Source organism: Streptomyces sp. NPDC060198 (assembly GCF_042728415.1).
GTDB lineage: Bacteria > Actinomycetota > Actinomycetes > Streptomycetales > Streptomycetaceae > Streptomyces.
Genome location: NZ_JBHWZJ010000097.1, coordinates 1 through 22,092, shown reverse-complemented (window position 1 = coordinate 22,092; position 22,092 = coordinate 1). Strand labels below are relative to the sequence as shown.

The following is a 22,092-nucleotide window of genomic DNA, read 5'->3' as shown; positions in this document are numbered from 1 at the left end:
GGGGAGGCGGGCCGGAGTGCGCCGGAACAGGCCCCGGGGAAGGACCCTCGCGTTGACGGACGACAACAACCCGGACCACAACAACCCGGACCACAGGAACACCGACGGCACGGACGCCGACGCCACGGACACCGACACCGACACCACGGACACCGACGCCACGAATACCGGCGGCTCCAGAAAGTGGCTGTTCCTCGTCGGTGCGATCGCCTCCGAGGTCGCGGCGACGCTCGCCCTGCGGGCCGCCCTCGACGACGGGCCGTGGTACGTGCTGGTGGTCGCCGGTTACGTCACCGCGTTCACGATGCTGGCGCTGGTCCTGCGCGAGGGCATGCCGATCGGCGTGGCGTACGGGATCTGGGGCGCGAGCGGCGTCGCGATCACCGCCGTACTGGCCGCGTTCCTCTTCGGGGACCCGCTGACCTGGATGATGGGCCTCGGCGTGGTGGCGGTGGCCGGCGGGGTGATGACCGTGGAGATCGGCGCGCAACGCGCCACGGCCGCCCGCGAGCAGGCCGCAGCCGTCACGAACACCCCCGCCACCGCCGGGCCCCGCACCACCGCCGAACCCCCCGCCACCACAGACCCCGGCACTCCCCCCGAGCCCGAGGAGACCACCCCGTGAGCTGGCTCTTCCTGATGGGCGCGATCCTCTGCGAGGTCAGCGGCACCCTGGCCCTGCGCGCCTCCGAGGGCTTCCGCAGGAAGGTGTGGCTGGCGCCGGTCCTGCTCGCGTACGTCGCCTCCTTCGGCTGCCTCGCGCTGGCGCTCTCCCACGGCATCGCGATCGGTGTCGCCTACGGCATCTGGTCCGCCTGCGGGGTCGCGCTGACCGCCGTCCTCGCCCGCCGCCTCTTCGGCGAACCCCTCACCCGGCTGATGGGCGCGGGCATCGTCCTGATCGCCGGCGGCGTCCTGCTGATCGAAGCGGGCGCCCACCCGTAAAGACCCGGCACCACCGGTAGAGGCCGTCACCCGCCCCGCCCCGTCGGCTACCGTTCCCGCCGCCCACCGCCCAGGATGCGGCCGATCCCGTCCTCGAAGCGGGCCGGGAAGGTGTCCGCCGAGAGCACCGGGAGCGCCCTGCGCAGCGCGGGGTACTCCCCGTCCGCCACGGCCGCGCGCAGCCGGTCCTCGTCGGAGCCGGTCAGCGCCTGCTCCTCCTGCGTGAGACCGAGGGTGAAGTACGTCAGGGCGTAGAGCGTCCAGGCCGCCGACTCGTCCGTCGCTCCACCCGCCACGAGGGTGTCGAGCAAGGTGTCGGCGAACCGCAGGGTGTGCGGTTCGGCCGCGTAGGTACCGGTCACCAGGGCGGCGCCGTCCCGGTGCGCCAGCAGGGACTTCCGGTAGCGCCGCATCAGCTCCCACGCGCGCTCCTCCGCGGCCGCGGGCAGGTCCTCGTACGAGAGGGACCCCGCGAGGGCGTCGGCCAGCAGCTCCAGCAGCCGGTCCTTCGTCTTGATGTGCCAGAGCACGGTGTTCATCCGTACGCCGAGCCGGTCCGCGACCGCGCGTGTGGTGACCGCGTCGAGTCCCTCCTCGTCCAGCAGTTCCAGCGCGGCGTCCACCACGGCGGCGGGCGTGAGGCGGGCGCGGGGCGGGTTCGTCGAGGACGCGGATTGCTTTTTGGTCACTGACCTAGTTTAGTTCGGATCAATCACTGGTCACTGACCAAGAGCATTCCGAAAGACTCAAGAGCACCGAGGAGAGCAGCCATGGAACCGAACACCGTGACGGAACAGGCCGAGGTCGTCGTCGTGGGGGCGGGCCCCACCGGGCTCTGGCTCGCGGCCGAACTCCGCCTGCAGGGCGTCCCGGTGACCGTCCTGGATGCCAGGACGGAGCCGAGCCCGCACTCAAAAGCGCTCACCGTGCACCCGAGGACGGTGGAGATCCTCGCGATGCGCGGGCTCACCGAGGTCATCGAGGCGGGCACCCCGCTCCCGTTCGGCCACTTCGGGGCACTGGCGAGCCGGCTGGACTTCCGGGGCCTGGACACCCCGTACCCCTTCACCCTGCTCCTGCCGCAGGCGCGCACCGAAGCGCTGCTGGAAGCCCACGCCCGGACGCGTGGCACCGACGTCCGGCGCGGGCACCGGGTGACCGGCCTGGAGCAGGGGCCGAAGTCCGTACGCCTCTCGGTGGACGCGGCCGAGGGCCCGTACGCGATCGAGGCGCGGTACGTCGTCGGCTGCGACGGCACCCGCAGCACGGTACGGAAGGCGGCGGGGATCACCTTCCCCGGCACCGACTCGACGGTCTGGGGCTGGCTGGCCGACGTCGTCCTCGACGCGCCGCCCGCCGGTCCGGTCACCGAATTCGGCGCGGCGGGCGGGGTGATGGCCGTCCCCCTGCCGGACGGACTCACCCGCTTCGTCGGCATCGACGCGGCGGGCGACCGGCCGGACGGCCCGGAGCCGACGCTGGAGGAGGTGCGGGCTTCGGCCGTACGGGTCCTGGGCACCGACTTCGGTATGCGCGACCCGCGTTGGCTCTCCCGCTTCGGCAACGCCACCCGCCAGGCGGCCATGTACCGGTCCGGCCGCATCCTTCTCGCGGGGGACGCCGCGCACATGCACTTCCCCGCCGGGGGCGTGGGCCTCAACGTCGGCTTCCAGGACGCCACCAACCTCGGCTGGAAGCTGGCCGCGACCCTCCTCGGCACGGCCCCGGAGGGGCTGCTCGACTCGTACCACTCCGAGCGCCACCCGGTGGGCGCCCGGCTCCTCGCCTCCACCCGGGCGCAGACCGCGCTGATGACCGCCCGCACGGTCGAGGGGCAGGCCCTGCGCGCCCATCTCTCCGAACTGATCGACCGGGTACCGGAGTTCTCCCGCGCACTGGCCGAGCAACTCGGCGCGCTCGACGTCGCCTACCTGCCCGCCGACCCGGACACCGCACACCCGCTGACCGGCACCCGCGCCCCCGACCTGGCGTTCGCCGAGGGCGGCAGCCTCTTCGCGCTGCTGCGCGAGGGCCGGTACGTGCTCCTCGAACTGGGCGGCGGGCCGGATGCCGCGCCGACCCGCGCGGAAGCCACTCTCCCGCACGGCACCCTGCGCCACACGGCCCGCCCGGTGGAGCCCACCGGGCGTTGGAGCGGGCTGCACTCGGTACTGCTCCGCCCGGACGGGCATGTCGCGTACGCCGCCTGAGTGTGCGTCAGGAACGTTCGTACACCGCCCCGGGCTCAGCCCGCTACGGCGTGAACCCCACACGCCGTGGCCGGGACGGCGGGTTCAGTCCAGTTGGCGGGAGAGCTCCCGGTAGCACGAGCGCCGCCGCTCGCCCTCCGGCGTGTAGGTGAACGAGTCGCGGAAGGCGGCGGCTCCACCGACACGCACGGCGAGCAGGACCGGCTCCGTGTGCTCGGCGGACCAGCCGCAGAACGCGTCGGGCCGGGTGCCGTTCCAGAGGTGGAAGCAGACCATCGGGACGGCCGGATCGGCGGTGACGTATCCGAGCGTCTTGCCGAACCGGGGGCTGGAGCCGCCGAACCGCACCGAGGGCGGTCCGAACTCGGCTGCCACGTCCGACCAGTTCCGGTCCTCCCCGCCCACCCACTCCGGCGCCGCCGCGCGCAGCCGGGCGTACTCCCCCGCGTCCAGCACCCGTACCGCCCGGAGCCAGCCGAGCCGGTGCGCGAACTCCGCGTACAGCGAGACCACGGCGTCCGCCGGGCCGTCCGCCTGCAGATGCCGGGCGAAGGCGCCCTTCGCCCCGTTCGCCGACCAGGCGCCGGACGTCTCCCAGGCCGCCTGCTGCTGGTGCCACACCGCCGGCCGGCCCTCCACGTAGAGAAGGTCCTCGCACATCATCCGAAGGACCAGCTCGTCCCCCCACATCCCGGGTCGTCGCAGCACCGAGTTGAGCCGGTCGACGAAGTGGGCACGGATGTCCGCAGCGGGCACGAGGGCATCGGGAGAGATCACCACGCCAGTCTTTCGTGTCAACGTTCGACGCGCATGCGTACGAAGAATTTCTTGGGAGATTGCCCAGCCCGACGCGCCCCGCACCGCGCTCCAGCCCACCCGCGCCCCGTTCCCGTCGCTCCGCGCACGGTCACGGGGAGCGAACCGCGCCCCGTGGACGGATCGCGGTCCCGCCGGGCGAGGATGAACCCGAAGGCCCGCACGGCACGAGCTCCGCGGGCACCCGGTACACGCGCAGGTCACACGGCACACGCGCGGCGTAAGGACGGAACATGGCTGAGCGTACGGTCCCCCTGCTGCGGACGATGCGGGCGCGGGACCCCGAGGAGGAGCACCGGGCGTCGACTCCGCTGGAACTGCTCTTCGACCTGACCTTCGTGGTAGCGGTCTCGCAGGCCGCCTCGCAACTCCACCACGCCTTGGCGGAGGACCACGTGGGAACCGGGCTGGCCGGTTACGCGGCGGTGTTCTTCGCCATCTGGTGGGCCTGGATGAACTTCACCTGGTTCGCCTCCGCGTACGACACCGACGACGTGCCGTACCGGCTGGTGACCCTGCTCCAGATGGCGGGCGTGCTCGTGCTCGCCGCCGGGGTTCCCGCCGCCTTCCAGGACGGGGACTTCACGGTCGTCGTCATCGGCTACGTCATCATGCGCGTCGCCATGATCGCGCAGTGGCTCCGGGCCGCGTCACAGCACCCGGAGGGCCGCCGCTGTGCCCTGCGGTACGCGACGGGCATCGGTGTGGCGCAGATCGGCTGGGTGGCCAGGCTGGCGGTCCCGGACGGATGGCAGGCGGCCACCTTCGTCCTGCTCGTACTGGTCGAACTGGCCGTTCCCGCATGGGCCGAGTCCGGCGGCAACACCACCAGCTGGCACCCGGAGCACATCGCCGAGCGGTACGGCCTCTTCACCATCATCGTGCTCGGCGAAGTCATCCTCGCCTCGCTCGCGGCGGTCCAGTCCGCCGTGTCCGACCACGGGCTGTCGGCCCCCGTCCTGCTGATCGCGATCGGCGGTCTGCTGCTGGTCTTCGGCCTGTGGTGGATGTACTTCACCGGCGGCGAGATCGGCCTGCCCACCCTGCGCTCCGCCCTGACCTGGGGATACGCCCATTACGGCGTCTTCGCGTCGCTGGCCGCCCTCGGCGCCGGGCTGGAAGCGGCCGTGGACGCCACCGAGCACCACGCGCACCTGTCCGAGCGGACCGCCTCGCTGGCCGTGGCCGTACCGGTCACCGTCGTCCTCGTCCTGCTCGGCGCCCTGCACCGCATGACCGGCACCGGCGGCGCGGAACACACCGCGGTCGTCGCGTCCGGTGCGCTCGTGGTCCTCGCGCTCGGCTTCACCGGTCCGGCCCTGGACCTGGGCGGCGCGGTACTCGGCATGGGCCTGGCCGTCGCCGCCACCGTGGCCGCCGACGCGGCGGTCCTGCGGCGGCGGACGGCGGGAGCCCGGTAGCGAGCGGCTGGGGCACGGAGCGGGTCCGCCGGGGTACCGCCCGTCAGGAAGGGCGCCGGTTCCCGCCACCCTCCCCGGCGCGCCCGTCCTACGACGAGGTGCGCTCCCACTCCGCGAGCGCCCGCTCGAAGCACGCGTACGCGTCCTCGTCGAAGAGGACGAACCGCACCTCGGCGACCGGGAGTCGGGTCTCCTCGCCGACCGTGCGCAGGGCGAGACGAGCACCGTCGTCCATCGGCCAGCCGTAGATCCCGGTCGAGATCGCCGGGAACGCCACGGAACGCGCGCCCAGTCCGGCGGCCACCCGGAGGGACTCGCGGTAGCAGGACACCAGCAGCCCGGAACGGTCCTCCTCCCGCGACCAGACCGGGCCGACCGTGTGGATCACGTGCTTCGCCGGCAACCGCCCGGCGGTCGTGGCCACCGCCTGCCCGGTGGGCAGCCCCTTGCCGTACCGCGAAGCGCGCAGATCACGACAGGCGTCCAGGATCTCCGGGCCGCCCTTGCGGTGAATGGCACCGTCCACCCCGCCCCCGCCCAGAAGCGAGGAGTTGGCGGCGTTCACGAGGGCATCGGCGTGCTGTTCGGTGATGTCGCCCTGTACGAGCGTGATGATCGGCTGCGTCGTCATGGGGCCATCTTCGGGCGCCGGAACTGGACGCACCATCCCCGCGTGCGCGGGGAGCACTCCTCGGCGAAAAGGAACCTCCGCGCGTTGTGGAGACCATCCCCGCACGTGCGGGAAGCACCTCGCCGGGCAGAGGCCGCCGGTGAGCGGAGTGGGACCGTCCCCGCCATCGCGGGGAGCACTCCGAAGCGGTCATGAAGTGAGCCCACAGAGTGGGGCCATCCCCGCACGTGCGGGGACCACTTCATCGCGGAGCCGAACCGCCGCCGATGCACGGGGCCATCCCCGCAGGCGCGGGGATCACCGCCCCAGTCCACCACGCCGGGTCCCGCCGCGTCAGCCGGCTCCTCCCCCCAGCTCCCGCTGGAGGAACACCGACCGGTGCGTAGGCAGGTAGCCGAGCGCGTCGTTCACCGCGCGCATCGGGGCGTTGCTGTCCGCCGTGTCCGTGATCAGGCCGGTGAGGGCGGGGTGGGTGGTCAGGGCGGTACGGATCGACTCGGCCTTCATCCAGCGAGCCAGACCGTGGCCGCGGTGGGCGGGCAGGACTCCGGTCCCGTAGTGCAGGCCGTCGCCCCCGCCGTCGCCGGGGACGACCAGTTCGGTGAAGCCGACGATCGTGCCGTCCGCCTCGTCGACCGCCGCGACCGTGTGCAGCAGTTCGCCGCGCTGCTCGACGGCGCGGGCGGCGGCTCGTACCCGGTCCACGTCCCAGACTTCCGCGCCGTGATCCATCTCGTCCATCGGCATGTCGTCCATCGCCCACCGCGAGCCGGCGAACGTCTCGGCCAGGTCGTCGGGGACGGTGCCGCTCCACGAGGTCAGCCGGTAGCCCGGGTGCGGCTCGGCCGCGAGGGCGGCGAGCGCTGCCGGGGCGGCGTCGGCGGTCGCCAGACGGGCGAAGGTCAGGGTGAGGACCACCCGGAAACCACGGGCCGTCAGGAACGCCGTGCCGCTCTCCCCGTCGGCGCCGTCCGCCCCCGCCACCTGAACCGTCACCGTGCGGCGGCCCTCGGCCCGGGCACCCGCGAGGGCCGCCTCCAGGAGGCGGGTCCCGACGCCGGTGCGGCGGGCGGCCGGGTGGACGGCGAGGTCCAACTCGGCGAGGTGCTCCCGGCCCGGGGAGGTGAAGAGCCGCAGGTGTGCCGTCCCCACCGGGTACGCGGGCGGATCGACGGCCGCCGGGCCGAGACCTCCGCCGGGCACCTCCTCCGCCAGCCAGACGAGGCGGTGGGAGGACGGGCCGTGGTCCGGCTCGGCGAGCGGGGTGATGCGCAGCGGCAAGGGTCTTCTCCGTCGAACGGGGGCGAACGGGCGTGCGGGGCCGGAGGAACGTACCCGGACGCGCGGAGCCCCCGCAACGGCGTTACCGCAGGAGGAACCCGGTCAGATACCCCAGCGCGTTGGTCGCCCAGTGCAGGCCCATCGGGGGGAGCAGGCTGCCGCTGCGGCGGCGCAGCTCGCAGAAGAGGACGCCGGAGGCCGCGGTGAACAGCACGGCGCCGATGTCGGCGACGACCGCCGCGACCACGGTGCCGGTGGAGGAGGTGCCGAAGAGGCCGGAGAGGGCGGGTTTGTCACTGGCCAGGTGGAGCGAGGGGAGGATGTGCCACATTCCGAAGAGGACGGAGGAGACGACGGTGGCGGTGACCGTTCCCCGGGCGCGTACGAGGAGCCCGTACAGCACCCCGCGGAAGGCGACCTCCTCCAGCAGCACGGTGCCGATGGGGACCTGGATCAGCATGCGGTAGGCGACCTCGGCGCCGGAGAGGCCGCTGTTGCGCTGGTCCTCGAAGAGGTCGCGGGTGGCGGGGAGCAGCGCGCCGACCAGGTAGACGAGTCCGACCAGCCCGATCAGTACGGCGGCCCAGCGTGCGCCCTTGGCCCAGGTGCCCCGGCCGAGACCGGCCTCGGGCCAGGTGCCGCCGGACCACTTCCACACGGCGAGCAGGACCGGGGTGACGACCAGGGAGACGACCAGGCCCCAGCCGTGGAGGAAGACGTGGTTGACGAGGTTGGTGGCGACCAGGATGGCGATGGTCAGCGCGATCGCCCCGTTCAGGGGAAGCCGCCGCCCCTCAGCCATGCCGTCTCCCTCTCCCCGTTCTCTCCGCCGCCTCTCCGCCGCGTGGGGTCCACTCTCGGCGCCGCCCCCGGTCCGGGCAACTCGTGAACGGCGCGGTGTCCCCGGCGGCCACGGATCATCTCCGTCACAGGGTGTCGCCGTCCGGTGGCGTACCGTTCCGCCTAGCGTGCCTCTGGAGCGGCCGGGTGACTGCGGCCGAAGCGACCGGGAGGCCCCATGACCGACAGTGGCGGAGCGCCCCGGGAAGAAGAGGATCCCCGCACGGGCGCCCGGCTCGTCCGGCGTCCGTTGGTGCGGCGCCGGCCTGGCTGGACCGGGGTGGTCGTGGCGGTGCTCTTCTACGTCGCCTCGTTCACGCCCTCGCTCATCCCCCGCTCCTGGCTGGTCCAGTCGCTGGCTGCCGGGGTCACCGCGGCGGCCGGTTACGGCGTGGGGGCGGTCCTGGGGTGGTTCGCGCGGCGCTGCGGGGCGCGGCCGGGCGGGGCGACGCGCCGGTGGGCGTGGCTGATGCTGGTACCGCTGGGGGTCGCGGCCGTCGTCGCGGTGACCGTGCGCAGCGTGCACTGGCAGGGCGACGCGCGGCGGGCGGTCGACATGGAGCCGGGGGTGGTGTGGTGGCGGTGGGCGCTGGTGCCTTTCGTGGCGCTGCTGCTCTGCGCGCTGCTCGTCGTGCTGGCCCGGTCCGTCCGGCTGGGCACGCGGACCCTGGCGCGTCCGCTGGAGCGGCTGGTGCCGCGCCCGTGGGCGCTGATGGTGGCGGCCTCGGTGGCGGTCGTCGTGGTGGTGGGGGTGGTGCAGGGCTTCCTGCTGCGCGGGGTGGTGCACCTGGTGGAGAGCAGCGCGTCGCTGACGAACGGGTCGACCAGCGAGGGGATCGCCCGGCCTCTGCTGCCGACGCTCTCGGGCAGTCCGTCCTCGCTGGAAAGCTGGTCCTCGCTGGGGAAGAACGGCCGGGACTTCGTCGGTAACGCGTCCACCCGGGCGGAGATCTCCGCGTTCACCGGCGATCCGGCGAAGGACCCGGTGCGGGTGTACGTCGGCCTGGAGTCCTCGGCGACCCTGCGGGGCCGCGCGGATCTCGCCGTACGGGAGCTGGAGCGGACCGGCGCCTTCCGCAGGAAAGTGCTGGTGGTGTTCGGTACGACCGGCAGCGGCTGGGTCAACGAGAGCCTCGCCAAGCCGCTGGAGTACATGTACGGCGGGGACAGCGCGGCGGTCGCCCTGCAGTACTCGTACCTGCCGAGCTGGCTCTCGTTCCTGACCGAGAGCGAGGCCGCCGTGGCCGGTTCCGCGCTCTTCGACGCCGTGTACGCGCACTGGTCCGCGCTGCCCGCCGGTGAACGTCCACGACTGCTGGTGTCCGGCGAGTCCCTCGGTTCGTACGCCACCGAGGGCGCGTTCGACGGCGAGCTAGCGGGGATGACCGCCCGCAGCGACGGCGCGCTGCTGGTCGGGCCGACCCTGCGCAACCCGATGTGGGAGCGGCTCGGCAGGGCCCGCGACCAGGGCACTCCGCTCTGGCTGCCGGTCTACCGGGACGGCCGCACCGTTCGGTACGCCCGCCGCGAGGACGACTTCGGCAGGCCGGCGGGTGCCGGCTGGGACGCGCCCCGGGTCGTCTACCTCCAGAACGGCTCCGACCCCGTCACGTGGTGGTCCCCCGATCTGCTGACGTCTCGGCCGCAGTGGCTGGTGGGGCCGAAGGCGCCGGACGTCTCCCCCGGGATGCGCTGGTATCCGGTCGTCACGTTCTGGCAGGTGACCTGCGACCTCGCGGCGGCCGACTCCGTGCCGGTGGGATACGGGCACCGGTTCGGCACCCTCCCGGTCGCGGCCTGGGCCGCCGTGACCCGGCCGCCCGGGTGGACCGGCGAGGACACCGCCCGCCTCGAAGAGACGCTGGAACGGAAGCAGGACCAACAGGACAAGCAGAAGGAGGAGTGAATGCGCAGGCGAGTCGGCCGAGGGGTGGGGTCCCGCACCCCGCAACCCGTCCCGTCACCTTCCGAAGCGTGACATAACCGCAAGTCCGGTGACCCGTTTCGGCACTGACGGACCGTCTACCCTGTTGCTTCCATGTAGTGCTCAGGGGGTCGCATGCGCAGCGAGGGAACGGCCGACGAGCCGGAAACGGGCTTCGACGGCAGTCCCGGTGGCGGCCGGCAGTCCACCGGGCCGCAGCACGTACAGCCGCAGCACGCGGGGGCGCACGGCCCCGAGGACGAGTCCGACGAGTCCGTCGTGGAGCCTGTCGGCGACCCCACCGGCCCGGAGTTCCTCGGGGACGCGCCCGAGCCCGCCGGTGACACGCACGTCACCGAGCCCGAACTCCACCCGCACATGGTGATCGCCGACCGCTACGAACTCCAACGCCAGCTGGGGCGAGGCGGTATGGGCGTCGTCTGGGAGGCGCTGGACCGGCGCCTCGGGCGGCGCGTGGCGGTCAAGGGGCTGCTCTACCGGGGTGCGGTGGAACCGGAGACACAGGCGCAGTGGGTCGAGCGGGCGCGGCGCGAGGCGCAGGCCATCGCCCGGATCGGGCACCAGAACGTCGTGGCGGTGCACGACGTGATCGAGGCCGGCAACCAGGTCTGGATCGTGATGGAGCTGCTCAACGCACGCTCTCTGGCCGATCTGCTGCGCGAGCAGCGCAGGCTGCCGGTGGCGCAGGCGGCCCGGATCGCCCTCCAGGTGCTGCGCGGGCTGCGCGCGGTGCACGAGGCGGGAGTACTGCACCGGGACGTCAAGCCGCACAACGTCCTCTTCCGGCCCAACGGCCGAGCGTTGCTGATGGACTTCGGCATCGCCACGTTCGAGGGCGCCGTCCAGCTGACCAAGTCGCAGGAGATCATCGGCACACCGAAGTACCTGGCTCCGGAGCTGGTCCACCGGGGCGGCGAAGCGCTGCCGAAGCCGGGTACCCCCGCGTCCGACCTGTGGTCGCTGGGGGTGACGCTGTTCGAGATGGTCGAGGGCCACGCGCCCTTCCGGGGCCTCAGCTCGTACGAGATCTTCATCGCCGTGTACGAGCAGCCGCTGCCCGCGATGGCACACGCGGGACCGCTCGCCCCCGTGATCGGGGCGCTGCTCCGGAAGGATCCGCTGGAGCGGCCGACCGCCCGGGAGACCGAGGCGATGCTGATGGCGGTCACCAGTGACCCTCCGGCGCTCGACCCGCCGACCCATCGCCGGAACGAGGGCCTCCGGCTCCCGGCCGGAGACGGGAGCGGAGGCGCGGGAGACGGCGGCGGCAACGGCAAGGGACCGGCGTCGGGCGGCGGCAAGCCCCGCCGCCGGGCCGTACTCGGTGCGGCGGCGGTCGGGTGCGCGGTGCTGCTGGCCGGCGGCACCTGGCTGACCTGGCAGAAGATGGCCGCGCCCGCACCCACGTACAAGAAGGCGCACGCCGAGCTGAAGATCGGGGTCAAGGAGGACCAGCCCGGACTGAGCCAGCGGCAGACGGACGGTTCGTACGCCGGGTACGACATAGACCTCGCCACCCGGATCGCGAAGCGCATGGGGTACGGGGCGAAGGACATCCGCTTCGTGCCGGTGAACAGCGAGAACCGGGCGTCGATGCTCTCGGCGGGGCGTGTCGATCTGGTGATAGCGAGCTACAGCATCACCCCGGAACGCAAACAGCAGGGCGTCGTCTTCGCGGGGCCGTACTACACGGCACTGCGCAGCTTCCTCGTACGCAAGGACGCCGAGCACGCCTACACCGACGCCGCCGAACTGATCAACGACAACGCCCAGATCTGTACGGTGCGGGGCTCCACGTACGAGAAGTGGCTGACCGACACCGGGTACAACCTGACGAAGCGGCAGAGTTCGTACCAGCTGTGCGTGGACTACCTGCTGGACGACAAGAGCGGGATCTCCGCCGTGTCCACCGACGACATCATCCTCGCCGGGTACGTCGGGCAGGACCCGGACAAGCTCCAGCAGATCAGCAACGCGGGCGGCGCCGAGGGGTACGGCGTGGCGATGGTGCCGGGCGAGCCCGAGCTGAAGAAGGAGGTGTGCGACGCGTTGCGGGCGATCGTGAACGGTCAGGAGTGGGAGGACCTGTACACCGAGCACCTGGCATCGCTGATGGCCAACGAGTCCGCGCCGAACCGGCCGAAGCTGACCGAGTGCGAGGACTCCTGAGCGCTCCTCAAAGGCGCGACCCGGTCGTTGCTCACCGCCCGCCCAGTCGCTCCCCGCACTCCGCACAGAACTTCGGCGCCCGCCCCTCCGCGAGCCTGCCGCACGCCGGGCAGACCCGGTCCAGCGCGCACGGCGCCTCGCCGCCCTCGGCCTCCCGCACCCGGGCCCCGGGCGGCGCGGAGGCGATCGTCAGGCCGGGGCGGCGGCGGTGGACGGTGAGGTAGGCGAGGCCCTCGGGGCCGGCCGCGACGGAGCGGCGGGAGGTACGGGGCAGCCAGGTGACCGTGGTCGGGGCGAGCGGCAGCGCGGTCTCCCCGGTGACGAGCACGCCGCTGCCCGCGAGGACGACCAGGAGCACGTCGAGGGTGTCCTCCTGGTGCTCGCCGACCTCGGCGCCCGGCGGCAGCCGCACCAGGTTGGCGTCCAGCTCCCGCCCCGGCTCGGCGAGTTGCCAGAGCGCACCCCTGCTGTCCGGGCCCGCCTGGGCGAGGGCGTCGGCGAGCACGGCGAGGTTCCTGGGCACGGCGTTCACGCCTGAGAGCGTACGCCGGGGGGCGCGCCGGTCCGCTCCCGCTCGTAGGCTGATCGTTTCCCCCCTCACCGAGAAGGAGCCGCATGCACCGCGAACCCGGCGCGAGCTACCCGCCCGTCGAGCCGTACGACCACGGCATGCTCGACGTCGGCGACGGCGATCTCGTGTACTGGGAGGTGTGCGGCAACCCGGCGGGGAAGCCGGCGCTCGTCGTGCACGGCGGCCCCGGCTCCGGCTGCAAGCCCTGGCCGCGAAGGTACTTCGACCCCGAGCTGTACCGGGTGGTCCTTTTCGACCAGCGTGGCTGCGGGCGCTCCACCCCGCATGCTTCCGACCCCGCGGCCGGGCTGCGGCACAACACCACCCCGCATCTGATCGCCGACATGGAGAAGCTCCGCGCCCACCTCGGCATCGGGGCGTGGCTGCTGTTCGGCTGGTCCTGGGGGTCGACGCTCTCCCTCGCGTACGCCGAGACGCACCCGGAGCGCGTCACGGAGCTCGTGCTGTCGGGTGTCACCACGACCCGCCCCAGCGAGATCGACTGGCTCTACCGGGGCGCGGGCCAGATCTTCCCCGAAGCCTGGGACCGCTTCCGCGCGGGCGTCCCGGAGGTGACGGGCCCCCGCCCGTCGGCCGCCGAGCTGGTCGCGGCGTACGCCCGGCGGACGGAGAGCGCCGACCCCGGCGTACGGGAACGGGCGACGGCCGACTGGTGCGTCTGGGAGGACGCGGTGCTGTCCCAGGAGGGGATGCCGCCCGCGTTCACCAGCAGGCCCTCCCGTGACCGGCTGGCGTTCGTCCGGATCTGCTCGCACTACTTCGCGCACGCCGCCTGGCTGGAGGACGGGCAGCTGATCCGGGACGCGGGGCGGCTCGCCGGCATCCCGGGGGCGCTGATCCACGGCCGGTTCGACCTGGGCGCGCCGCTGACGACCGCGTGGGAGCTGTCCCGCGCCTGGCCGGACGCGGAGCTGACCGTCATCGCGGACGCCGGACACCTGGGCGGCGCCGCGACCTCCCGCGCCGAACTGGCGGCGCTGGACCGGTTCGCGGGCAAGCCCGCCTGCGCCCCCTTGCTTCGAGCGCACTCGAAGGAGTTGGGTGGGGAATCATGAAGTACACGCAGCTCGGACGCACGGGCCTCAAGGTCAGCCGCCTCGTCCTCGGGACGATGAACTTCGGCCCGCAGACCAACGAATCCGACAGCCACACGCTCATGGACGCCGCACTGGACGCGGGCGTCAACTTCTTCGACACCGCGAACGTCTACGGGTGGGGCGAGAACAAGGGCCGTACCGAGGAGATCCTCGGCACCTGGTTCGCGCAGGGCGGCGACCGCCGCGACAAGGTCGTCCTCGCCACCAAGGTCTACGGCAACATGGGCCCGGACGGCGAGGCGTGGCCCAACCACGACAAGCTCTCCGCGCTCAACATCCGCCGGGCCGTCGACGCCAGCCTCAAGCGGCTCCAGACGGACCACATCGACCTGTACCAGTTCCACCACGTCGACCGGTCCACCCCGGCCGAGGAGATCTGGCAGGCCATCGACGTACTGATCCAGCAGGGCAAGATCCTGTACGCGGGCTCGTCCAACTTCGCCGGCTACAAGATCGCCCAGGCCAACGAGACGGCCAAGCGCCTCGGCTCGTTCGGCCTGGTCAGCGAGCAGTGCCTGTACAACCTGATGGCCCGCGACGCCGAGATGGAGGTCATCCCGGCCGCCCAGGAGTACGGCCTCGGCGTCATCCCCTGGTCGCCGCTGCAGGGCGGGCTGCTCGGCGGCGCGCTCCGCAAGGAGCGCGAGGGCGGCGGCGCCCGGTCCACCACCGGCCGCTCGGCCGAAGGGCTCGCGGACCCGAAGGTGCGCGCCCAGATCCAGGCGTACGAGGACCTGCTCGACAAGCACGGTCTGGAGCCCGGCGAGGTCGGCCTGGCGTGGCTGCTGACCCGTCCGGGCATCACCGGCCCGATCTCGGGTCCGCGCACCCGCGAGCAGCTCGAATCCGCGCTGCGCGCGGTGGAGCTGGAGCTGTCCGAGGAGGTGCTGGCCTCGCTGGAGGAGATCTTCCCCGGCCCGGGCCCGTCCCCGGAGAGCTTCGCCTGGTAGTCGGGCAAGGGATGTCCCGGTCGGCGGTCAGCCGTCGGCCGGGGCCCCGGGGCTTCGCCCGGGAAGGCCGGCCGTCAGTTGCCCACGGCCGCCGCCACGGCGACGACGACGAACATCAGCACGAGAACGGTGGCCATGATGCGGTTTCTGGTCTTCGGATCCACCCGACGAGGTTAACCGCCCCACCCGTCTCCCCCGTCACCCGCCCCGGTCGCTCACCGCCCCAGCGGCCAGGCCCGCACCACCTCGTAGCGCGGCTGCTCCCCGGGAACGCCGGAGACCGGCAGGTTGCTGCGGACCAGGCTCAGCGAGTCCGCCTCCCAGGCCGCCCCCTCGAACCCCGCCAGCATCCCGGTGAACGGATGCAGGTCCACGTCCGTGCGGCTGCGCGCGAGCGTGAGGTGGGGCGCGTAGCGGCGGTGCTCCTCCATCGGGACACCCGCCCTGCGGGCGGCGGCGTGGGCGTGTTCCGCCAGCAGCCGCAGCGCGTCCAGTCCGCCCGCGGCCCCGGCCCACAGCACCCGCCCGTCGAACCGGCCGCCGCCGTGCACCCGGAGCGGGAACGGCTCGCTCCGGTGGGCGGCGCGCTCCAGCCGCCCGTACAGCTCCGGCAGCAGCGCTTCGTCCACCTCGCCGAAGAAGGCGAGCGTGAAGTGCCACCCCTCCGCCCCGGTCCATCGCAGGCTCCGCGCCCCCGGCAGCCCGTGCAGCGGGGCGACTGCGGTGCGCAGCTCCTCGACGGCGGATGCGGGCGGCAGGACGGCGGCGAAGAGGCGCTGGGTGGCGACGGGGTCCTTGCTTCTGCTCATGCGGGCGAGTCTCGCAGTTGCCCTCATGCCCGGGAGCCCGCACGTGTCGCCGACCGCATGACCACCCGGTGCGGGAGCCCGCACGGCCCCGTCCTCCCGGCGCCGCACCCCCGAAAACCGTTCCGCCCTCCTTCCCCCGCGCGCGGGAAGGAGGGCGGAACGGTGTCAGCGATCGTTCGATCTACGCCGCCGTCGCCAGTTGTTCGCGCGGGACGAAGCGGACGTGAGGACGCCCCGGGCGGAGGTCCACCTTCAGCTTCAGGCCCCCGACACGGGCCAGCATGAAGCCGATGGTCAGGGCCGCGAGCAGCGATATGCCACCGCCGACCGCGAAGCCGGTGCGGGGGCCGTAGGTGTCGCTGATCCAGCCGACGATCGGGGCTCCCACCGGCGTACCGCCGGCGAAGACCATCATGTAGAGGCTCATCACCCGGCCGCGCATGGCAGGGTCGGCGGCCATCTGGACGCTGGTGTTGGCGCTGATGTTGGTGGTCATGCCGAGCATCCCGATCGGCACCAGCAGGATCGCGAAGATCCAGACGGTCGGCGAGAGCGAGGCCGTGACCTCCAGCAGGCCGAAGAGCGTGCCCGCCGCGACGACCATCCTCAGCCGCGAGGAGCGGCGCCGGGCGGCCAGCAGGGCTCCTATGAGGGAGCCGACGGCCATCAGGATGTTGAAGAAGGAGTACATGCCCGCGCCGCCGTGGAAGATCTCGTCGGCGTAGGCGGTGAGCCAGATCGGGAAGTTGAATCCGAAGGTGCCGACGAAGCCGACCAGGGCGATGGGCCAGATCAGCTCCGGGCGCCCCTTCACGTACCGCAGGCCCTCGCGGAGCTGGCCCTTGGCGCGGGGCACGATCACCGTCTGGTGGAGTTCGCCCGTCCGCATCATCAGCAGGCCGACGAGGGGTGCCACGAAGGACAGGCCGTTGAACATGAAGGCCCAGCCGCTGCCGACCGTGGTGATCAGGACACCCGCGATGGCGGGGCCGATGAGCCGGGCGGACTGGAAGTTCGCGGAGTTCAGGCTGACGGCGTTGCGGAGCTGCTTCGGGCCGACCATCTCGGACACGAACGACTGGCGGGCCGGGTTGTCCACGACCGTGACCATGCCGAGCAGGAACGCGATCAGATAGACGTGCCAGACCTGCACGAGGCCCGCGAGGGTCAGGGTGGCCAGGGACACGCCGCACAGACCGAGCAGGGCCTGGCTGACGAGAAGGAGCTTGCGCTTCGGGAAGCGGTCGGCGATCACGCCGCCGTACAGGCCGAAGAGCAGCATCGGGAGGAACTGGAGGGCCGTGGTGATGCCGACGGCCGCTGCGGACCCGGTGAGGCTGAGGACCAGCCAGTCCTGCGTGATGCGGGACATCCAGGTACCGGTGTTGGAGATCACGGCGCCCGTGGCGAACAGGCGGTAGTTGCGGATCTTCAGCGACGAGAAGGTCCCGCCGGTCGTGCTGTCGTGGGTGGCGGTCGGTGCGGGGGCGGAGTCTGCTCCGGATCCCGTACTCAAAAGGGTTCGCCTCCTCGGCGTGGGTGACTGCGGGCAGGTGACGAGGGAACGACTGCGGTCACGGGCACGGCGGCTGTGGTCCGGCCGGCCCGGGGCGTCACAGGTGGGCGAGCTTCTCGAGCACGGGTGCGGCGACCCTGAGCTTCTCCCACTCGTCCTCGTCCAGACCCTCGGCGAGTCCGGCCAGCCAGGCGTTCCGCTTGGTGCGGCTCTCACTGAGCATGGCCTCGGCCCGCTCGGTCTGGCTGACCTTCTTCTGGCGACGGTCATCGGGGTGCGGTTCGAGACTGACCAGTCCCTTCGCCTCCAGCAGCGCGACGATGCGGGTCATCGACGGGGGCTGGACGTGCTCCTTGCGGGCCAGCTCACCGGGGGTGGCCGAGCCGCACCGGGCGAGGGTACCGAGCACCGACATCTCGGTGGGGCTCAGCGACTCGTCGACACGCTGGTGCTTGAGGCGGCGGCCGAGCAGCATCACGGCGGAGCGGAGGGAGCTCACGGCGGCGGCACTGTCGCCGTCGTGGATCAGGTCAGGCATGGTCCTTAGAATAACTCATTACTTTAACTAAAGACCAATCGGTGGTACGCGCGAGAAAACGCTCACTCGAACGAGTGAGTCGAGCGCGGAAAGTCACACCTGGAGCGCGCCGGGGCGGCGACCCTGCTTGGCATGGGATCGACAGTACTCAGCCTGCGGATCGACGGTGAGCTGCTCGACCGGCTCCGGCAGCACGCCGCAAAACGCGGAATGAGCGTCCAGGACTACGTGGTCCGGACGCTCATTCGCGACGACTTCGACGAACGCTTCAAGTCGGCGGTCGACGAGACGGAGAAGTTCTACGGGCCCCAGACCGAACAGGGGCCGGTGGACCGGATCACGTGACCGGCGCCCGCGCTCCCCGAAAGGAGGGGCGCCGGGCCACGCGGTCCGGCCCGGCGGGTCCGATCACGTGAGGCCGAGAGCCGGCATCGCGTAGTAGAAGACGAACACGGCCGACACCACGTACATGGCCACCGGCACCTCACGGCCCCGGCCGGCCGCCAGCCGCATCGCGCTGAACGCGATGAAGCCGATGCCGATGCCGTTGGTGATGGAGTAGGTGAACGGCATCATCACCATGGCGAGGAACGCCGGGATGGCGAGGGTGAAGTCGCTCCAGTCGACCCCCCGGACCGAGCTCGCGACGATCAGGAACCCGACCGCCACCAGCGCCGGGGTGGCCGCCTGCGAGGGAACCATGGTCGCCAGCGGCGTCAGGAACAGCGCCACCGTGAAGAGCAGCCCGCTGACCACGCTCGCGAGGCCGGTGCGCGCACCCTCGCCGACGCCCGCGGTGGACTCCACGAAGCAGGTGGAGGCCGAGGAGGAGGTCGCGCCGCCCGCGGCGACCGCGATGCCGTCGACGAACAGCACCTTGTTGATGCCGGGGAAGTTGCCCTCGGGGTCCGTCAGCTTCGCCTCGTCGCCGACACCGAGGATGGTGCCCATCGCGTCGAAGAAGCAGGACAGCAGGACGGTGAAGACGAAGAGGATGCCGGTGAGCACGCCGACCTTGGAGAATCCGCCGAAGAGGCTGAAGTCGCCGAGCAGGCCGAAGTCCGGCGAGGCGACCGGGTTGCCCGGCCACTCCGGAACGGTGAGGCCCCAGGCACCGGCCGGCAGGTCCACGGCCGCGTTGATGATCAGCGCGAGGATCGTCATGGCGACGATCGAGATCAGGATGGCGCCCGGCACCTTGCGGACGATGAGCCCGAGGGTGAGCAGCACGCCCAGCACGAAGATCAGGACCGGCCAGCCGAGCAGGTGGCCGCCGCTGCCGAGCTGGAGCGGGACGGTGGTCTGGGCGATGTCGGGGATGCGGGAGACGAATCCGGAGTCGACCAGTCCGACGAGCAGGACGAAGAGTCCGATACCCATCGAGATGCCCTTGCGGAGCGAGGTGGGCACGGCGTTCATCACGCGTTCCCGGAGCCCGGTGGCGACCAGCAGCATCACCACGATGCCCGCGAGGACGACCATGCCCATCGCGTCCGCCCAGCTCATGCGCGGGGCGAGCTGGAGGGCGACGACGGTGTTGACGCCGAGACCGGCGGCGAGCGCGATCGGCACGTTGCCGATGACGCCCATCAGCAGCGTGGTGAACGCCGCGGTCAGCACGGTGGCGGTGACCAGCTGGCCACTGTCGAGCTGGTGCCCGTACATGTCCTTGGCGCTGCCGAGGATGATCGGGTTGAGCACGATGATGTACGCCATCGCGAAGAACGTGGCGAATCCGCCGCGGATCTCACGGGCGACCGTGGAACCCCGCTCGGAGATCTTGAAATACCGGTCTAGCCCGTTCTGCGGCGGGCTGGGGTCGACCTCTGCGGTGGCCGAGCGGGACATGTGTGACCTCAGACGTACGGAGGAGCCGTGGAGCGGGCCCTGGATCAAGTGGGGGTGCGGGGGGAAAGGTGACCGTCTTTGGACTTTTACACGAATAAATCGCGCCATTCCCGAACGGATTAAGTATGAATACATAAGGCGAAGATCGCTATCTCCGCGCGTAGACCCTTGCGGCGCAAGGGATCGGGGCCCTTATGTACGCGGCCCTTATCACCGCACCGGCCTGCCCCTCCCTGCCCGACCGGGGGCCCATAGACTGGCTCCATGGAGAAGTGGACACCGAAGCACGAGGCGCCCGAGCCCCTGGAGGGCCCCGTCGTCGCCACCATCACGGGCGGCACGATCCTCTGGTTCGTCCTCTTCCTCGTGCAGCTCCCCTTCTACGGCTGGTTCGACGACCACGGCCACCTCTGGTGGGTGTGGACCTGCCTCGCCGGAGCCGGACTCGGCCTGATCGGCATCTGGTACGTCCGCGGACGCGACGCGGCCCTCAAGCGCCACGCCGCCCTCCGCGATGCCGCGGCCGCCGCGGTGACGGATGACGACGGACCGGACGCGCCGGGCACCGCGGGCTGACCGCTCCTCCCACCGCACCGCCCGGCCCCCTCTTCACCTCGCGCGGGCCGCCCCGCGTCGCCGCACCGCCCGCCCGGCCCTCCCCGCGCGGGCCGCGCCTCCCCCTGTACAGCCCCGCCTCGCGGGCTGACCCGGCGTTCCGCCCGTACCGTCTGAACCATGACGCAGCGGGCAATCGACTCCTCCGGGGGACAGACCCCCGATCGCTCCCCCTCCGAAGAGGCCGCTCCCCTCGCGTACGACCCCCGCGGGCTCTCCACCGCCGAGGTGGCGGAGCGGGTCGCGCGGGGCGAGGTCAACGACGTGCCCGTCCGCTCCTCGCGCTCGCTCACCGAGATCGTCCGCGCCAACGTCCTCACCCGGTTCAACCTGATCATCGGCGTGCTCTGGGTGATCATGCTGGCGGTCGCGCCGATCCAGGACAGCCTCTTCGGCTTCGTCATCATCGCCAACACCGGCATCGGCATCGTCCAGGAGTGGCGGGCCAAGAAGACCCTGGACGGGCTCGCCGTCGTCGGCGAGGCGAAACCCACCGTGCGGCGCGACGGGACCGCCGGCGAGATCTCCACCTCCGCGATCGTGCTCGGCGACCTGATCGAGCTGGGACCGGGCGACAAGGTCGTGGTGGACGGCACGGTCGGCGAGGCCGACAACCTGGAGATCGACGAGTCCCTCCTCACCGGCGAGGCCGACCCGGTGCTCAAGCGCGCGGGAGACCCGGTGATGTCGGGCAGCTTCGTCGTCGCGGGCGGCGGGGCGTTCACCGCGACGAAGGTCGGGCGCGAGGCGTACGCCGCCCAGCTGGCGGAGGAGGCGTCCCGCTTCACCCTCGTCCAGTCCGAGCTGCGCAGCGGCATCTCCACGATCCTGAAGTACGTGACCTGGATGATGGTCCCGACCGCGATCGGGCTCGTCATCAGCCAGCTGGTGGTCAAGGAGAACGACTTCAAGGAGTCGGTCGCCCGGAGCGCCGGGGGGATCGTGCCGATGATCCCGGAGGGGCTGGTGCTGCTGACCTCGGTCGCCTTCGCGATCGGTGTCATCCGCCTCGGCCGCAAGCAGTGCCTCGTCCAGGAGCTGCCCGCCATCGAGGGGCTGGCCCGGGTCGACGTCGTCTGCCTCGACAAGACCGGCACCCTCACCGAAGGCGGCATGGACGTCACCGAGGTCCGCACGCTGGGCTCGGCCGACGAGGCGTACGTCTCCCGCGTGCTGGGCGCCCTCGGCGGCTCGGACCCCCGGCCGAACGCCAGCCTCCTGGCCATCGTGGACGCCTACCCCGACCCGGGCGGCTGGCGGGTGACGGACACCCTGCCGTTCTCCTCGGCCCGCAAGTACAGCGGCGCCGCCTTCCGGGAGGACGGCTCGGGTGATCACGCCGCCGACTCCGTCTGGCTGCTGGGCGCTCCCGACGTGCTGCTCCCCGACGGGGATCCCGAGCTGGCCTCGATCGAGGAGCTGAACCGGCAGGGGCTGCGCGTCCTGCTGCTCTCCCGGGCGAAGGGCACCCTGGACGGCCCGGACGCCTCCGCCGGCTCCCTGCCCACCGCGCTCGTGGTGCTGGAACAGCGGCTGCGGCCGGACGCCGGGGAGACGCTGCGCTACTTCGCGGACCAGCGGGTCGCCGCGAAGGTGATCTCCGGGGACAACGCCGTCTCGGTGGGGGCGGTGGCCGGAAAGCTCGGCCTTCCGGGCGCCGAGCACACGCTCGACGCCCGGAAGATGCCCGGGGAACAGGACGCGATGGCGAGCGCGATGGAGGAGAACACGGTCTTCGGCCGGGTGACCCCGCAGCAGAAGCGGAACATGGTCGCGGCCCTCCAGTCGCGCGGCCACACGGTCGCGATGACCGGCGACGGCGTCAACGACGTGCTCGCGCTGAAGGACGCCGACATCGGTGTCTCGATG

The 22,092-nt window shown here is 72.1% G+C and carries 20 protein-coding genes and 1 pseudogene; 11 read left to right on the top strand and 10 right to left on the bottom strand.

Annotated features, from left to right (window positions below):
• Window positions 1-187: 187 nt before the first annotated feature.
• Together ACFWEP_RS15010 and ACFWEP_RS15005 are read left to right on the top strand one after the other, a co-directional pair.
• Window positions 188-496 (top strand): annotated as a pseudogene (locus tag ACFWEP_RS15010) (DMT family transporter); the annotation flags it as partial.
• A gap of 125 nt (window positions 497-621) precedes the next feature.
• Window positions 622-945, top strand: coding sequence for a DMT family transporter (locus ACFWEP_RS15005; protein ID WP_387370180.1), 324 nt, complete (start codon window positions 622-624; stop codon window positions 943-945).
• Between the two features lie 47 nt (window positions 946-992).
• On the opposite strand, the gene ACFWEP_RS15000 is transcribed toward ACFWEP_RS15005, so the two are convergent.
• Window positions 993-1,634 (bottom strand): TetR/AcrR family transcriptional regulator C-terminal domain-containing protein, encoded by a 642-nt coding sequence (locus ACFWEP_RS15000; protein WP_387370178.1) that lies wholly within the window; start codon window positions 1,632-1,634, stop codon window positions 993-995.
• 81 nt (window positions 1,635-1,715) lie between these two features.
• Between ACFWEP_RS15000 and ACFWEP_RS14995 the strand changes: the two genes are divergently transcribed.
• A complete protein-coding gene (locus ACFWEP_RS14995) occupies window positions 1,716-3,155 on the top strand; it encodes an FAD-dependent monooxygenase (protein WP_387370176.1) in 1,440 nt (479 codons plus the stop codon).
• An 84-nt stretch (window positions 3,156-3,239) separates the two neighbouring features.
• On the opposite strand, the gene ACFWEP_RS14990 is transcribed toward ACFWEP_RS14995, so the two are convergent.
• Complete coding sequence (locus tag ACFWEP_RS14990; protein ID WP_387370173.1) at window positions 3,240-3,932, bottom strand: hypothetical protein; 693 nt, start codon at window positions 3,930-3,932, stop codon at window positions 3,240-3,242.
• Between the two features lie 272 nt (window positions 3,933-4,204).
• On the opposite strand from ACFWEP_RS14990, the gene ACFWEP_RS14985 reads away from it, so the two are divergent.
• Window positions 4,205-5,392, top strand: a complete 1,188-nt coding sequence (locus ACFWEP_RS14985) for a low temperature requirement protein A (RefSeq protein ID WP_387370171.1) — start codon at window positions 4,205-4,207, stop codon at window positions 5,390-5,392.
• An 88-nt stretch (window positions 5,393-5,480) separates the two neighbouring features.
• Here ACFWEP_RS14985 and ACFWEP_RS14980 read toward each other — a convergent pair whose 3' ends face one another.
• The 3 genes from ACFWEP_RS14980 to ACFWEP_RS14970 all read right to left on the bottom strand — a co-directional run bounded on the left by ACFWEP_RS14980 (window position 5,481) and on the right by ACFWEP_RS14970 (window position 8,106).
• The gene (locus tag ACFWEP_RS14980; RefSeq protein ID WP_387370169.1) at window positions 5,481-6,023 is read right to left on the bottom strand and encodes an O-acetyl-ADP-ribose deacetylase; all 543 of its coding nucleotides are present in this window, start codon (window positions 6,021-6,023) and stop codon (window positions 5,481-5,483) included.
• A 333-nt stretch (window positions 6,024-6,356) separates the two neighbouring features.
• Window positions 6,357-7,304 (bottom strand): GNAT family N-acetyltransferase, encoded by a 948-nt coding sequence (locus ACFWEP_RS14975; RefSeq protein WP_387370167.1) that lies wholly within the window; start codon window positions 7,302-7,304, stop codon window positions 6,357-6,359.
• A gap of 82 nt (window positions 7,305-7,386) precedes the next feature.
• Window positions 7,387-8,106 carry a CPBP family intramembrane glutamic endopeptidase gene (locus ACFWEP_RS14970; RefSeq protein ID WP_387370165.1) on the bottom strand — a complete coding sequence of 240 codons (720 nt, stop codon included), beginning with the start codon at window positions 8,104-8,106 and terminating at the stop codon, window positions 7,387-7,389.
• A 216-nt stretch (window positions 8,107-8,322) separates the two neighbouring features.
• Here ACFWEP_RS14970 and ACFWEP_RS14965 point away from each other — a divergent pair, with 216 nt between their 5' ends.
• Together ACFWEP_RS14965 and ACFWEP_RS14960 are read left to right on the top strand one after the other, a co-directional pair.
• Entirely contained in the window at window positions 8,323-10,050 is a 1,728-nt protein-coding gene (locus tag ACFWEP_RS14965) for an alpha/beta hydrolase (protein ID WP_387370162.1), read from the top strand.
• Window positions 10,051-10,203: 153 nt separating this feature from the next.
• Entirely contained in the window at window positions 10,204-12,258 is a 2,055-nt protein-coding gene (locus tag ACFWEP_RS14960; protein ID WP_387370160.1) for a serine/threonine-protein kinase, read from the top strand.
• A 31-nt stretch (window positions 12,259-12,289) separates the two neighbouring features.
• Here the strand turns inward: ACFWEP_RS14960 and ACFWEP_RS14955 are convergent, their stop codons facing one another.
• Window positions 12,290-12,790: a cupin domain-containing protein gene (locus ACFWEP_RS14955; protein WP_387370158.1), complete on the bottom strand. Its 501-nt coding sequence runs from the start codon at window positions 12,788-12,790 to the stop codon at window positions 12,290-12,292.
• An 83-nt stretch (window positions 12,791-12,873) separates the two neighbouring features.
• On the opposite strand from ACFWEP_RS14955, the gene pip reads away from it, so the two are divergent.
• The gene (gene pip, locus ACFWEP_RS14950) at window positions 12,874-13,905 is read left to right on the top strand and encodes a prolyl aminopeptidase (protein ID WP_387370156.1); all 1,032 of its coding nucleotides are present in this window, start codon (window positions 12,874-12,876) and stop codon (window positions 13,903-13,905) included.
• Window positions 13,902-14,897: an aldo/keto reductase gene (locus ACFWEP_RS14945; protein ID WP_387370154.1), complete on the top strand. Its 996-nt coding sequence runs from the start codon at window positions 13,902-13,904 to the stop codon at window positions 14,895-14,897. The genes pip and ACFWEP_RS14945 overlap by 4 nt, the downstream gene beginning before the upstream one ends.
• A gap of 215 nt (window positions 14,898-15,112) precedes the next feature.
• On the opposite strand, the gene thpR is transcribed toward ACFWEP_RS14945, so the two are convergent.
• From thpR to ACFWEP_RS14930, 3 genes are all read right to left on the bottom strand, one after another.
• Entirely contained in the window at window positions 15,113-15,706 is a 594-nt protein-coding gene (gene thpR, locus ACFWEP_RS14940; RefSeq protein ID WP_387370152.1) for an RNA 2',3'-cyclic phosphodiesterase, read from the bottom strand.
• A gap of 181 nt (window positions 15,707-15,887) precedes the next feature.
• Complete coding sequence (locus ACFWEP_RS14935; protein ID WP_387370150.1) at window positions 15,888-17,222, bottom strand: MFS transporter; 1,335 nt, start codon at window positions 17,220-17,222, stop codon at window positions 15,888-15,890.
• A 97-nt stretch (window positions 17,223-17,319) separates the two neighbouring features.
• On the bottom strand, window positions 17,320-17,760 hold the full coding sequence (locus tag ACFWEP_RS14930; RefSeq protein WP_275493602.1) for a MarR family winged helix-turn-helix transcriptional regulator: 441 nt from the start codon (window positions 17,758-17,760) through the stop codon (window positions 17,320-17,322).
• 132 nt (window positions 17,761-17,892) lie between these two features.
• Between ACFWEP_RS14930 and ACFWEP_RS14925 the strand changes: the two genes are divergently transcribed.
• Window positions 17,893-18,105 (top strand): ribbon-helix-helix protein, CopG family, encoded by a 213-nt coding sequence (locus ACFWEP_RS14925; RefSeq protein WP_387370147.1) that lies wholly within the window; start codon window positions 17,893-17,895, stop codon window positions 18,103-18,105.
• Between the two features lie 63 nt (window positions 18,106-18,168).
• On the opposite strand, the gene ACFWEP_RS14920 is transcribed toward ACFWEP_RS14925, so the two are convergent.
• Entirely contained in the window at window positions 18,169-19,608 is a 1,440-nt protein-coding gene (locus ACFWEP_RS14920; RefSeq protein ID WP_387370145.1) for an NCS2 family permease, read from the bottom strand.
• Between the two features lie 264 nt (window positions 19,609-19,872).
• Between ACFWEP_RS14920 and ACFWEP_RS14915 the strand changes: the two genes are divergently transcribed.
• Both ACFWEP_RS14915 and ACFWEP_RS14910 read left to right on the top strand, forming a co-directional pair.
• Entirely contained in the window at window positions 19,873-20,184 is a 312-nt protein-coding gene (locus ACFWEP_RS14915; protein WP_387370143.1) for a DUF2530 domain-containing protein, read from the top strand.
• Window positions 20,185-20,343: 159 nt separating this feature from the next.
• Window positions 20,344-22,092, top strand: a 1,749-nt coding sequence (locus tag ACFWEP_RS14910) for an HAD-IC family P-type ATPase (RefSeq protein ID WP_387370141.1), incomplete at its 3' end; no start/stop codon positions are given.

Coding starts and splice junctions, on each gene's coding strand:
- ACFWEP_RS14995 (WP_387370176.1), top strand. CDS start 1,716: ATGGAACCGAACACCGTGACGGAACAGGCCGAGGTCGTCGTCGTGGGG.
- ACFWEP_RS14985 (WP_387370171.1), top strand. CDS start 4,205: ATGGCTGAGCGTACGGTCCCCCTGCTGCGGACGATGCGGGCGCGGGAC.
- ACFWEP_RS14980 (WP_387370169.1), bottom strand. CDS start 6,023: ATGACGACGCAGCCGATCATCACGCTCGTACAGGGCGACATCACCGAA.
- ACFWEP_RS14970 (WP_387370165.1), bottom strand. CDS start 8,106: ATGGCTGAGGGGCGGCGGCTTCCCCTGAACGGGGCGATCGCGCTGACC.
- ACFWEP_RS14965 (WP_387370162.1), top strand. CDS start 8,323: ATGACCGACAGTGGCGGAGCGCCCCGGGAAGAAGAGGATCCCCGCACG.
- ACFWEP_RS14960 (WP_387370160.1), top strand. CDS start 10,204: ATGCGCAGCGAGGGAACGGCCGACGAGCCGGAAACGGGCTTCGACGGC.
- pip (WP_387370156.1), top strand. CDS start 12,874: ATGCACCGCGAACCCGGCGCGAGCTACCCGCCCGTCGAGCCGTACGAC.
- ACFWEP_RS14945 (WP_387370154.1), top strand. CDS start 13,902: ATGAAGTACACGCAGCTCGGACGCACGGGCCTCAAGGTCAGCCGCCTC.
- thpR (WP_387370152.1), bottom strand. CDS start 15,706: ATGAGCAGAAGCAAGGACCCCGTCGCCACCCAGCGCCTCTTCGCCGCC.
- ACFWEP_RS14930 (WP_275493602.1), bottom strand. CDS start 17,760: ATGCCTGACCTGATCCACGACGGCGACAGTGCCGCCGCCGTGAGCTCC.
- ACFWEP_RS14925 (WP_387370147.1), top strand. CDS start 17,893: ATGGGATCGACAGTACTCAGCCTGCGGATCGACGGTGAGCTGCTCGAC.
- ACFWEP_RS14920 (WP_387370145.1), bottom strand. CDS start 19,608: ATGTCCCGCTCGGCCACCGCAGAGGTCGACCCCAGCCCGCCGCAGAAC.
- ACFWEP_RS14915 (WP_387370143.1), top strand. CDS start 19,873: ATGGAGAAGTGGACACCGAAGCACGAGGCGCCCGAGCCCCTGGAGGGC.